10 protein-coding genes and 1 tRNA gene are annotated in these 11,827 nt (G+C 68.7%); 1 reads left to right on the top strand and 10 read right to left on the bottom strand.

Features of this window, described 5'->3' with window-relative positions:
- Positions 1-48: 48 nt before the first annotated feature.
- The 10 genes from LVJ59_RS14855 to LVJ59_RS14810 form a co-directional block, all read right to left on the bottom strand.
- Positions 49-121: transfer RNA gene (locus LVJ59_RS14855), tRNA-Thr, on the bottom strand.
- A gap of 69 nt (positions 122-190) precedes the next feature.
- Positions 191-1,744 (bottom strand): alpha/beta hydrolase, encoded by a 1,554-nt coding sequence (locus tag LVJ59_RS14850; protein ID WP_232763608.1) that lies wholly within the window; start codon positions 1,742-1,744, stop codon positions 191-193.
- A complete protein-coding gene (locus LVJ59_RS14845) occupies positions 1,741-2,898 on the bottom strand; it encodes a DNA polymerase III subunit delta' (protein ID WP_047521576.1) in 1,158 nt (385 codons plus the stop codon). The genes LVJ59_RS14850 and LVJ59_RS14845 overlap by 4 nt, the downstream gene beginning before the upstream one ends.
- Positions 2,899-2,969: 71 nt before the next feature.
- On the bottom strand, positions 2,970-3,599 hold the full coding sequence (gene tmk, locus LVJ59_RS14840; protein ID WP_232763607.1) for a dTMP kinase: 630 nt from the start codon (positions 3,597-3,599) through the stop codon (positions 2,970-2,972).
- A complete protein-coding gene (gene topA / locus LVJ59_RS14835) occupies positions 3,596-6,457 on the bottom strand; it encodes a type I DNA topoisomerase (protein WP_232763606.1) in 2,862 nt (953 codons plus the stop codon). Before topA ends, tmk begins: the two co-directional genes overlap by 4 nt.
- A gap of 77 nt (positions 6,458-6,534) precedes the next feature.
- A complete protein-coding gene (locus LVJ59_RS14830; protein WP_232763605.1) occupies positions 6,535-6,864 on the bottom strand; it encodes a helicase in 330 nt (109 codons plus the stop codon).
- Positions 6,864-7,232 carry a TadE family type IV pilus minor pilin gene (locus LVJ59_RS14825; RefSeq protein ID WP_232763604.1) on the bottom strand — a complete coding sequence of 123 codons (369 nt, stop codon included), beginning with the start codon at positions 7,230-7,232 and terminating at the stop codon, positions 6,864-6,866. The genes LVJ59_RS14830 and LVJ59_RS14825 overlap by 1 nt, the downstream gene beginning before the upstream one ends.
- 14 nt (positions 7,233-7,246) lie before the next feature.
- Positions 7,247-7,444: a DUF4244 domain-containing protein gene (locus tag LVJ59_RS14820; protein ID WP_047521780.1), complete on the bottom strand. Its 198-nt coding sequence runs from the start codon at positions 7,442-7,444 to the stop codon at positions 7,247-7,249.
- A 57-nt stretch (positions 7,445-7,501) separates the two neighbouring features.
- Positions 7,502-8,404 (bottom strand): type II secretion system F family protein, encoded by a 903-nt coding sequence (locus LVJ59_RS14815; protein WP_232763603.1) that lies wholly within the window; start codon positions 8,402-8,404, stop codon positions 7,502-7,504.
- Positions 8,398-9,399: a TadA family conjugal transfer-associated ATPase gene (locus LVJ59_RS14810; RefSeq protein WP_232763602.1), complete on the bottom strand. Its 1,002-nt coding sequence runs from the start codon at positions 9,397-9,399 to the stop codon at positions 8,398-8,400. Before LVJ59_RS14810 ends, LVJ59_RS14815 begins: the two co-directional genes overlap by 7 nt.
- Before the next feature lie 402 nt (positions 9,400-9,801).
- Here LVJ59_RS14810 and acs point away from each other — a divergent pair, with 402 nt between their 5' ends.
- Positions 9,802-11,769 carry an acetate--CoA ligase gene (gene acs, locus LVJ59_RS14805; RefSeq protein ID WP_131491406.1) on the top strand — a complete coding sequence of 656 codons (1,968 nt, stop codon included), beginning with the start codon at positions 9,802-9,804 and terminating at the stop codon, positions 11,767-11,769.
- Positions 11,770-11,827: the final 58 nt, after the last annotated feature.

Genomic DNA, 11,827 nt, shown 5'->3' with positions numbered 1-11,827 from the left:
TGAACGCCAAAACCCCCGGAATCTCAAGGGATTCCGGGGGTTTGAGGGAGCCGCTTGTCAGAATCGAACTGACGACCTTTTCATTACGAGTGAAATGCTCTGCCGACTGAGCTAAAGCGGCGTGCGACGCGTGAGCGGCGCGATCACCGATATTACCCTGTCTCGCGCTCGCTCGCGAATCGGGCCGGTCTCACTCGCAGCGGAGGCCGTCTTCGGGCACCACGTCGTCGAGCAGGAACGCCTCGACCGCGTCGTCGACGCAGATGTTGCCCTTGTTGTAGCCGGTGTGCCCCTCGCCCACGCGAGTGATGAGAACGCCCTCCTCCAGCTGATCCGCGAGCGATTCGGACCACTCGTACGGCGTCGCCGGGTCGTTGGTCGTCCCGATCACGAGGATGGGTCCCGCGCCTTCGGCCGCGATCTCACCCCGGGTTCCGGTCGGCGGATAGGGCCAGACCTCGCAGGAATCCGGACCGCTCCAATACGGTGCGATGGTCGGGGCGCCCTCGGCGATCTTGGCATCGATGGCGGCTTCCGCGGCGGGGTCGTCCTCCACCGGGTAGTCCATGCAGTTGTATGCGCGGAACGCCTCGGTGGAGTTGTCGATGTAGACGCCGTCTTCGCGGCTGTTGTAGAAGTCGGCGAGGAGGAACGCCGAGGTCGGGTCGCCCTGCAGAGCCTCATCGAGCGCCTGCGTGAGGAATCCCCAGTTGTCCTGCGAATAGAGCGCCGCGATGATGCCCGTCAGCAGGGTGTCCGCGCCCATGAGTCGACCGTCTCCGCTCTGCAACGGCGTGCGATCGACGCTCGCCAGCAGCGCTCCGAGATCGGCCATCGCTTCATCGACCGTTCCGGCGAACGGGCACTCCCCGGAGTCGAGGCAGCTCTGCATGTAGGCGCGCAGCGCCGATTCGAAACCGAGTGCCTGCGTCGCGCCGACCTCGAGGCCGGGGACAGCGGGATCGATCGCACCGTCGAGCACCAGACGCCCGGCCTTCTCGGGGTAGAGCTTGGCGTAGGTCGCGCCGAGGAATGTGCCGTACGAGTAGCCGAGGTAGTTCAGCTGCTTGTCGCCCAGCACGGCACGGATCAGATCCATGTCGCGGGCGGCGTTGACGGTGGTGATGTACGGCAGGATCCCGCCGCTGTTCGCATCGCACGCTTCGGCGAACGACTTGTGCGCGTCGAGCAGTTCGGCCTCCCACTCCGCGGTACCGCGGGCGGCGGCGGGGATGCCGTAGAGATAGTCATCCATCTCCGGGGCGTCGTAGCAGGTCACCGCGGTCGAGTCGCCGACTCCGCGCGGGTCGAAGCCGATCACGTCGAAGTTCTCGATGAGGTCGGCCCCGACGGCGAATCCGAGGTTGTTCAGGACGAGGTCCACACCGCTGGCGCCCGGGCCACCGGGGTTGGTCAGCAGCGAGCCGACCGGGGTCCCCTCTGCCCGGTGGCGCACGACCGCGAGCGTGATGTCGCCCGCTGCCGGGTTCTCCCAGTCGAGCGGTGCCGTGACGTCGGTGCAGTCGAAGCCGGTGCCGCACTCGGTCCAGGTCAATTCCTGCGAGTAGAACGGCAGTAGGTCTTCTGCCACACCCTCGGTATCGGGAGCGGCGGTCGTGGACGGCCGCGAGGACTGCTCGGGGATCATCGCGTAGAGGCAGCCGGAGAGGGCGACGGAAGCCGCGGCGAGGCCGGCGATGACCCCGAGGGCACGCCGGAAGCGGGAAGTCGATCGGTTGTTCACGGTTTCCTCCCGCTCGTGATCGTCACGAGCAAGCTCTCCAGGGCGAGCAGCGGAGCGACGTTGCGCTCCAGGGACTGCCGCGTCTCGGCTAGGTGGTCAAGTACGACAAGAGTACGGGTCACTGGCCAGACGGCCGCGAGCTCCTCGAGTTCGGGACGGAGTTCTCGGTTGATGAGGTCGCCGCCACGGTCGAACTGCAGCATCACGACGTCACGGAACAGCGATTGCAGGTCGGTGAGCACCCGGTCGATCCCGTCGCGCAGACTCCGGGTGGCGCGCTTCTTCTGATCGTCTTCGAGCGCGGACAGCTGGGTGCGCAGCGCCGGCGGCACAGCCTGGCCCTCCGCGATGCCGATCGTGCGCAGCAGCGAGGCGCGCTCGCTCGCATCGCGCTCGGCCGTGAGCGCCTTCGCATCCTCCGTCGCGGCCTGGATGATCCGGCCGGCGACCTCGACGGCATCGCCGACGCCGCGTACACCGAGGACGGATCGCAGCGTCTCGTCGCGGCGACGGCGCGCCGCATCGTCGGTCGCGAGCCTCTGGGCCATGCCGATGTGGCGCTGCGCGTGCCGAGCGGCCTGCTCGGCGATAGCCTCGTCCGCCCCCGTGCGCAGGCTGATGAGACGCGCGACATCGTCGACGTCCGGTTCCGTCAGCCGCAACGACCGCACGCGAGAGCGGATCGTGGGCAGGAGGTCGGCCTCGCTGGGGGCGCACAGGATCCAGACCGTCTGCTCCGGCGGCTCCTCGAGCGCCTTCAGGAGCACGTTGGATGTGCGCTCGACCATGCGGTCGGCGTCTTCGACCACGATCACGCGATATCGCCCGGCGGAGGGGGCGAAGTAGGAGCGCTCCACCAGGCCTCGGGCCTCGGCGATCGTGATGATGACCTTATCGGTGCGCAGCGCGGTGACGTCGGGATGCGTGCCCGCCAGCACTTGCCGCATCACGTTCTCGTCGTCGGGGTGATCGGCGATCAGCGCGGCCGCGAAGGCATAGGCCAGGGTCGATCTTCCTGATCCGGGTGGACCGGTGATCAGCCAGGCGTGCGACAGCGCGGCGGGATCGGAGGCGGCGGCACGGAGCGTGTCGACCGCGGCGTCCTGCCCCCACACATCCACCCACGGGAACGGAGCGGGAACGGTCTGGGGCATGTACTCAGCCTAATCGGGACCACTGACCTCGTCGGGACCCTGACCTCCCCGCGCGGAGAGCCGCGGGCTGATCAGCCGAGCAGGTCTCCGACCCGCGCGCGGATCCGTTCGGCGATGCTCTCGGGAGAGGCAGCGGCATCCAGAACCAGGAACCTGTCGGGCTCGGCGTCGGCGAGCGCGAGGTAGCCATCGCGGACCCGGCCGTGGAACTCTTCCTGCTCGGCCTCGAGGCGGTCGAACGGCTTGTCCGCCGAGTCGAGACGGGTGCGTGCTGCCGCGGGATCGAGGTCGAGAAGCACGGTCAAGTCGGGAAGGGCACCTTCCGCGGCCCAGAGCGACAGGTCGCGGATCTCTTTCGCATCGAGCACGCGCCCGGCTCCCTGATACGCCACGGACGAATCGAGGTAGCGGTCCTGCAGCACGACGTCGCCACGCTCGAGCGCCGGTCGCACGACGGTCGCGACGTGATGCGCACGGTCGGCCGCGTACAACAGCGCCTCCGCGCGCGGTGCGATGTCACCGCGATGATGCAGCACGATGTCGCGGATCAGCTGGCCGACCTCGGAGCCGCCCGGTTCCCGCGTGCGCACGACCGTGCGACCCGCAGCCACGAGCCACTCGGCGAGCAGGTTCGACTGCGTGGTCTTGCCGGACCCGTCGCCGCCTTCGAGCGTGATCCACACCCCGCGGCCTGAGGTCACGAGTCCGCCTTCTCGGCGGCCTTCGCGGCCGCGTTCGCCGCACGGGTGGCCGCCGCCTTCTTCGCCGCGGCCGACCGCGCAGCCGATGTCGCCGCTGCCGTCTTCTTCGCCGGGGTCTTCTTCGCCGGGGCCTTCTTCGCCGAGGTCGCCTTGGCCGCCGCCTTCTTGGCTGGCGCCTTCTTCGCCGGAGCCTTCTTCGCTGCTCCCCGCTTGGGGGCCGGCCCCTTGGCGCGCTTGTCGGCGAGCATCTGCACCGCGATCTCGAAGGTGATGTCTTCGACGGTCTGACCACGCGGGATGGTCACGTTGGTCTCTCCGTCGGTGACGTACGCCCCGAAACGACCGTCGCGGATGCGGATCGGCTTGCCGCTGACGGGATCGGCCTCGAACTCGGCGAGCGCGCTCGACGCCCGTCGACCGGCACCGTACTTGGGCTGCGCGTAGATCTCGAGCGCCTGCTCGAGCGTGATGCTGAAGATCTGCGACTCGCTCTCGAGGGAGCGGGAGTCCGTGCCCTTCTTCAAGTACGGACCGAAGCGGCCGTTCTGCGCCGTGATCTCATCGCCGGACTCCGGGTCGACACCCACCACGCGCGGGAGGCTGAGCAGCTGCAGCGCCGTGTCGAGGTCGATCTCGTCGACGGACATCGAACGGAAGAGCGATGCCGTCCGCGGCTTGGGAGCCGCTTCCTTCTTCGCTCCGCGCTTCGGCTTCGGGGCCTCGACGACCTCTCCGGTCGCTTCATCGATCGCGGCGTCTTCCGCCACCGGATCGTTCTCCTGCACATAAGGCCCGAAGCGGCCGTCCTTGACGACGACGATCTTGCCGTTCGCCGGGTTCTCCCCGAGCACACGGTCGCCCGCGACAGGAGCATCGATGAGCTCCTGCGCCTTCTCCGCTGTCAGCTCGTCGGGCGCCAGGTCTTCCGGCACGTTCACGATGCGCGGCTTCGCTTCCGGATTCTCGGGGTCGGCGACCTCGAGGTACGGGCCGTACTTGCCGAAGCGGAGAGTGGCCGTGTCGGTGATGCGCGTGGAGTTCAGCGCACGCGCATCGATCTCGCCGAGGTTGTCGACGACCTGACGGAGACCGACGTGCGAGTCCGAGCCGAAGTAGAACGACTTGAGCCATTCGACACGGTTCTGTTCACCGCGCGCGATGGTGTCGAGGTCGTCTTCGAGCGCTGCCGTGAAGTCGTAGTCGACGAGGTCCGCGAAATGCTCTTCGAGTAGACGCACCACGCTGAACGCCAGCCACGTCGGCACCAAGGCCTGGCCGCGCTTGACGGCGTAGCCGCGGTCGAGGATCGTCTCGGGGATCGACGCGAACGTGGAGGGGCGACCGATGCCCTTCTCCTCGAGCACCTTGACGAGCGAAGCCTCGGTGTAGCGCGGCTTCGGCGTGGTGCGGTGCCCCTTCGCCTCAGCGTCCGACACCGCGAGCTGATCGCCCACGGCGACGGCCGGGAGCGACTGGTTCTCCGCGGCATCCGCGTCACCGCGCTTCTCGTCCCGCCCTTCCTCGTAGGCCTCGAGGAAGCCCTTGAAGGTGTAGACGGTTCCGGACGCCGTGAACTCGGCCTTCTTCCCCGCGGCATCGACGGCGATCGTGACCGTGGTGGTCTCGTACTTCGCGTCGGCCATCTGGCTGGCGACCGTGCGCTTCCAGATGAGGTCGTAGAGGCGCTGCTCATCGCGATCGAGCTCGGACGACAGCGATGCCGGCGTCCGGAAGTTGTCGCCCGAGGGACGGATGGCCTCGTGCGCCTCCTGCGCGTTCTTGCTCTTGGACTTGTAGACCCGCGGCTTCAGCGGCACGGCGGCATCACCGTAGAGGGCCACCGCCTGGCTCCGCGCCGCCTGCACCGCCTGGGTGCTCAGCGACGTGGAGTCGGTACGCATATAGGTGATGTACCCCTTCTCGTACAGCCGCTGGGCGACACCCATCGCCTGCTTGGCTCCCATGGAGAGCTTGCGCCCGGCCTCCTGCTGCATCGTCGAGGTCGTGAAGGGCGCGTAGGGGCTGCGCGTTCCCGGCTTGGCCTCGACCTTGGTGACGGAGCCGGAGCCGACCGCGTCGATCGCCTCGGCGAGAGCGGAAGCCGCGGCTTCATCGAGCACGACGACGGCCTTCTTGAGCTTTCCGTCGTCGTCGAAGTCGGCGCCTCGTGCGAGCTGGCCGCCGTCGACGCGGACGAGGCGGATCTTGAAGGACGTGCCGGTCGCCGCGGCTGCGGCGTCGACGTCCCAGTACTCGGCGGAGGTGAACGCCATGCGCTCACGCTCCCTGTCGACGATGAGTCGGGTCGCCGCCGACTGGACGCGTCCTGCGGAGATTCCGGTCTTGACCTTGTACCAGAGCACCGGGGAGACGTCCCAGCCGTACAGACGGTCGAGGATGCGGCGGGTCTCCTGGGCATCGACGAGGTCGTGGTCGAGCTCGCGGGTGTTGCCGACGGCCGCCTGGATCGCATCCTTGGTGATCTCATGGAAGACCATGCGCTTGACCGGGACCTTGGGCTTGAGGGTCTCCAGAAGGTGCCAGGCGATCGCCTCGCCTTCGCGGTCCTCATCTGTCGCGAGCAGGAGTTCGTCGGCACTCTTGAGGGCGCGCTTGAGCTCGGCGACCGTCTTGGTCTTGCGATCGGACACGACGTAGTACGGGTCGAACCCGTTGTCGATGTCGATCGAGTACTTCCCGTAGGCCTGCTTGTCCTCCGCCGGAATGTCCTTCTTGTCGGCGAGGTCGCGGATGTGGCCGACGGAGCTGAGCACCTCGTAGCCGTCGCCGAGGTATCCCTGAATAGACCGCATCTTCGTCGGGGACTCGACGATGACGAGCTTCTTGCCTTCAGCCAAGGGTGCGTCCTTTCTTCGAAGCACACCATACACACCACTGTGTGGGGTCATTCACAGTGAGCGAGGTCGCGCGGCCGTCACTGTCCCTCGGGTGGCCCGGCACGGGCTCGGGAGACGGCTGCGAGTCCAGCGTACGCCGCCTGCACCTCCACGGTCGCCACGAAGCCCTCCAGAACGCATCCGGTGAGGTCGGCACCGGCGGCCTCCGCGACTGTCGCGGCGAGGGCGCACGGCTCCGCCGAGGTCGGCACGGCGCCGCTGGCGGCATCGGCCACGGCGAGTGCCGCGGCATCCGCAGCGCCCGCCGCCCGCTGCGCCGTCACCGAAGCACCGGCCACCGCCGCCAAGCCGAGGGACAGCGCGGCCGCCACGGCGAGGACACCCGCAGCGAGCGCCGTGCCCGCCATCAGAGTCCTCCGTCGAGCGCGCAGCTCGACGCCCGCAGGGGCACCCGCACCGCCGCACCCCACGAGACCTCCACCGACGAGGTGACGCAGACGAGCTCACCGCGGCGCGACGCTGATACCCCGGCGCCGGGGACCGCCGCACGCACAACCCCCTCCGCGGCGCCGAGTCCTTCTCCCCGACCGAGCAGGCGAGCGGCATCGGCCGACGCATCCTGCAGCGCGACCTGACGCGATGCGGCTCCGAGCGCGCCCGCGCCCAGCAGCAGCGCCAGCACCACAGCGGGCACGGCGAGCGCGAGCTCTGCCGCGACCGAGCCCCGCTCGCCCTCGACGGCGATGAGCGATGTCGTCCGTCGCCGCGGGGCCATGATCCGCAGGCTCCTCACGACACGGTCAGGGCGCGCCGCACGAGATCCGTCAGGATGCCGCGGACTTCATCGGATCTCATGATCACGACGAGGAGACCGGCGAACGCGACAGCCGCCATGGTCGTGATCGCGTACTCCGCTGTGGCCGCACCGGTGTCGTCGCCGAACAGCATCGCCGCCCTACGCCGGTCGAGTCGGGGAATGGTCGTCATGATGTTCCTTCTTTCTCTGAGATGTTTCGCATGGAGGACGGATCGCCACGCGGGCGATCACAACGGCAAGGGTGTCGATGACAGGACGCTCAGGAGCATCGGGGCCACACCGAGCAGGAGGAACGCCGGCAGGGTGCACACTCCGAGAGGGATCAGGAGTCGTGTCGAGAGCTTCGCCGCGCGGAGACGGCCTTCGACCCGAGCGGCATGGCGGTCCTGCGCCGCGGACGCACGGAGCAGTTCCACCGCGGGCACCCCCGCCGCTCGGGACAGATCGAGCACGGCGCGGACCCGCTCGTCGCTCCCTCCGGAGGCAGAGCTGTCGTCCACGAGTGCAAGCGCCCGGTCGATGGACGCCCCGCCGGCGAGCGCGACGGCCACGAGTTCCGCGCGCATCCCTGGCGTGCCCGGCGCTGGCTTCGCCCGCCGCAGAAGTCCCTTCGTCCACTGTCGCGCCGCCAGCACCAGGAGCAGGCCCACGACCACGCAGCCGGCGCCGAGGGGGGTGCCGACGATGACGCCGAGGGTGTCGAAGCCGAGCGCGAATCCGAGAAGGAGCCCCGCGATCGGCATCCAGAGCAGCAGACGGGCTGTTCCCGCGGGTTCCGCGAGGGCGATGCGGACGTCGTCGGCTGCCGAGGCGGCATCGCGCAGCGACTCCGCGATGATCCGGAGCACTTCCGCGAGAGGTGCGCCGACGGTCGTCGCGATCTCCCACGCGGCTGCGAGATCGGTCCACGCCCCCCGCTCGGCTTCGATCGCCGAGAGGAGAGGGACGCCCTCGTCGACCCGCCCGACCACGGCCACCGCATGCGGGTCACCGGTGCCTGCGAGATGTCGCCACGCAGTGAGAGGAACCGCGCCCGCCTGCAACAGCACCGCCAGCGTCTGCACCGATGTCGCGGCTTCCGCGGCGCCTGCCGACTCATTGCGGGGTGCCTGCCTGAGTCGGATCACCACGGGGACACCTCCTCGATATCCAGGCGATCGGCCACGAGCACGAGGCGACCGGTCTGGCGTATCCGACGGACACCTTCCGGGGTTCGATCGAGATGGAGAACCACGGAGAACGCGCTCACCGCCTGCCGTGCGAGCGCGGTGGCATCCATCCCCGCGAGCGCACCGAGCGCCTCGAGTCGGGCGGGCACGTCGCGCAGACCGCTGGCGTGCATCGTGCCCGCTCCCCCGTCGTGCCCGGTGTTGAGCGCGCTGAGCAACTCACGCACCTCCTCCCCTCGACACTCCCCGACCACCAGCCTGTCGGGCCGCATGCGCAGGGACTCCCGCACCAAGCGAGCAAGGGTGATCCCGCCCACCCCCTCCAGATTCGCCTGGCGGGCTTCGAGCGCGACGTGGTGCGGGTGCCGGGGACGCAACTCCGCCACATCCTCGATCGTGACGATGCGCTCTGTCGGCGGGACCTCGGAGAGCAGCGCGGACAGCAAGGTCGTCTTTCCCGTTCCGGTGCCCCCGGTGATGAGGATATTCGCTCGGTCGGCGACGAGCCCGAGCAACCAGGCCTGCTGGCGCGCGTCGAAGGCGCCGAGGGCGGCGAGCGCCACGAGGTCCGCCGCGCGCACCCTCGGGATGCGGATCGAGAGCGCCGTTCCCGTCGTCGAGACCGGCGCGAGCACGGCATGCACGCGGATGCCGGAAGCGAGACGGACGTCGACGCACGGCGCTTGATCATCGAGGTGTCGTCCACCGAGACCGACGAGCGCGACCGCCAGATCCCTGACCTCTCGCTCGGAGGCCCGCCACTGCGTCGCCGGTTCCGCGCCGCTGCCGCGATCGACGAACAGCCCGGCCGTGCCGTTCACGAAGACATCGGTCACGGTGTCGTCGATGTGGGCGAGAAGCGGACCGAATGCGGGATCGAGGTGCAGGGGGTCGAGAAGGGAGTCCGTCCGGGCGGCGGCCGCTCCCCGGGGCTGGATGACGAACGAATCGGGCATACCGCGACGCTAGGCGGCGCCCCCGGCACGAGAACGTGGTCGAGTACGGGCGGAGCGAGGCCTGTGCAGAAGTGCCATCCGGCAACGCCCGTGCAGGAGTCGATCGGGCATCGCGGGAGCCATCACGCGGGAGCGCTCCCAAACGAAATGGGCGACACCTCACGGGGGGAATGAGATGCCGCCCACGGTGAGCCACGATCGGGGGAATCGGGCGCACCAAGGCCGGAATGAGATTTCGGCTGTCGTCGAGTGTACGCAAGGCAACCGTCCTCACAAAACCGAAACCACTACCGACTTTCGGCAGTATGCGAGGGGAGTCCGCGGAGATAGATTCACCCTGACCTGGTCGTCCACCCCACGACCATGCTCGAACGACCGAATGCCGCAAAGGAGCGCCTGCCGATGAGCAGCCAGATCGACCACCTTCTCGATGAGACCCGGCGATTCCCGCCGTCGGAGGAATTCATCGCCCAGACCATCTCCTCGCCGGAGCTATACGAGCGCGCCGCGGCCGATCGCGAGGCCTTCTGGGGGGAGCAGTCCCGCGAACTCGTGCACTGGCACAAGCCGTTCACGCAGGTGCTCGATTGGACGAATCCGCCGTTCGCGAAGTGGTTCGACGACGGCGAGCTGAATGTGGCGTACAACTGCCTCGACCGTCACGTCGAGGCCGGCAACGGCGACCGCGTCGCGCTGCACTGGGAGGGAGAGCCCGGCGACTCCCGCCGCATCACGTACGCCGAGCTGACCGACGAGGTCAAGCGTGTCGCCAACGTGCTCGAAGGGTTGGGAGTGGGGCAGGGCGACCGCGTCGCGATCTACCTGCCCATGATCCCCGAGGCGATCGCCTCGATGCTCGCGGTCGCGCGTCTCGGCGCCATCCACTCGGTCGTCTTCGGCGGATTCAGCGCCGACAGCCTGCGCTCACGCATCGACGACGCCGGAGCGAAGCTGGTGATCACGGCGGACGGCGGATACCGCAAGGGCCGTGTCTCGGCGCTCAAGCCCGCGGTCGACCAGGCACTGGCCGATCGGGGCGACGGTGAGCAGCAGACCGTCGAGCACGTGCTGGTCGTCAAGCGCGGCGAGAACGACGTCGACTGGGTCGAGGGCCGCGACGTCTGGTGGCACGACGTCGTCCCCGCAGCGTCGTCCGAACACACCGCATCGGCGTTCCCGGCGGAGAACCCCCTCTTCATCCTCTACACCTCGGGGACCACCGGAAAGCCGAAGGGCATCCTGCACACCTCCGGCGGCTACCTCACCCAGGCGGCGTACTCGCACAAGTACGTCTTCGACCTGCACCCCGAGACCGATGTCTTCTGGTGCACGGCCGACATCGGCTGGATCACCGGGCACAGCTACGTGGCCTACGGCCCGCTCGCGAACGGTGCGACCCAGGTGCTCTACGAAGGCACGCCGGACACCCCGCACCCCGGCCGCTGGTGGGAGATCATCGAGAAGTACAAGGTCTCCATCTTCTACACCGCGCCGACCGCGATCCGCTCCTTCATGAAGATCGGCCGCAGCGTCCCGCAGAAGTTCGACCTGTCGTCGCTGCGCCTGCTCGGCTCGGTCGGCGAACCCATCAACCCCGAGGCGTGGATGTGGTACCGCGACGTCATCGGCGCAGGCAAGACCCCGATCGTCGACACCTGGTGGCAGACCGAGACCGGAGCGATCATGGTCTCCGCCCTCCCCGGCGTCACCGAGACCAAGCCCGGGTCCGCCCAGGTGCCGCTGCCCGGGATCTCGATCGATGTGGTCGACGAGAGCGGTGTCGAAGTCGGCAACGGCAACGGCGGCCTGCTCGTCATCACGGAGCCCTGGCCGAGCATGCTGCGCGGAATCTGGGGCGACCCGGAGCGCTACCGCGAAACCTACTGGGAGAAGTTCGAGGACCAGGGCTACTACTTCGCCGGAGACGGGGCCCGCCTCGACGAGGACGGCGACCTGTGGCTGCTGGGGCGCGTCGACGACGTCATGAACGTGTCGGGCCACCGCCTGTCCACCGCCGAGATCGAATCGTCGCTGGTCGCGCACGAAGCCACCGCCGAGGCCGCCGTGGTCGGGGCATCGGATGAGACCACCGGGCAGGCCGTCGTGGCGTTCGTCATCATCAAAGAGAGCTACCTCGCGGCGCATGAGCCCGCCGGACTCGCCCAGCTGCTGCGGCTGTGGGTCGGCGAGCAGATCGGCGCCATCGCGCGTCCGCGTGACGTCTACATCGTCGGCGAACTCCCCAAGACGCGATCCGGCAAGATCATGCGCCGTCTGCTGCGCGATGTGGCCGAAGGCCGCGAGGTCGGTGACACGACGACCCTCGCCGACACCGCAGTGATGAGCATCATCTCGGCCCAGGTGAAGTAAGCCCCTGAAAGATCGAAAACGCGCCTCCCGGGCTTCCGGGAGGCGCGTTTTCGATCCC

This window comes from Microbacterium sp. KKR3/1 (genome assembly GCF_021272365.1).
In the GTDB taxonomy this organism is placed as follows: Bacteria; Actinomycetota; Actinomycetes; order Actinomycetales; family Microbacteriaceae; genus Microbacterium; species Microbacterium aurugineum.
The sequence above is the reverse complement of the archived record's forward strand: the minus strand, read 5'-3'. Positions and strand labels throughout refer to the sequence as shown.

Excerpts from the sequence above, each read along its gene's own strand:
- LVJ59_RS14845 (WP_047521576.1), bottom strand. The coding sequence starts at position 2,898 with ATGCCCCAGACCGTTCCCGCTCCGTTCCCGTGGGTGGATGTGTGGGGG.
- LVJ59_RS14830 (WP_232763605.1), bottom strand. The coding sequence starts at position 6,864 with ATGGCGGGCACGGCGCTCGCTGCGGGTGTCCTCGCCGTGGCGGCCGCG.
- LVJ59_RS14825 (WP_232763604.1), bottom strand. The coding sequence starts at position 7,232 with ATGGCCCCGCGGCGACGGACGACATCGCTCATCGCCGTCGAGGGCGAG.
- LVJ59_RS14820 (WP_047521780.1), bottom strand. The coding sequence starts at position 7,444 with ATGACGACCATTCCCCGACTCGACCGGCGTAGGGCGGCGATGCTGTTC.
- LVJ59_RS14810 (WP_232763602.1), bottom strand. The coding sequence starts at position 9,399 with ATGCCCGATTCGTTCGTCATCCAGCCCCGGGGAGCGGCCGCCGCCCGG.
- acs (WP_131491406.1), top strand. The coding sequence starts at position 9,802 with ATGAGCAGCCAGATCGACCACCTTCTCGATGAGACCCGGCGATTCCCG.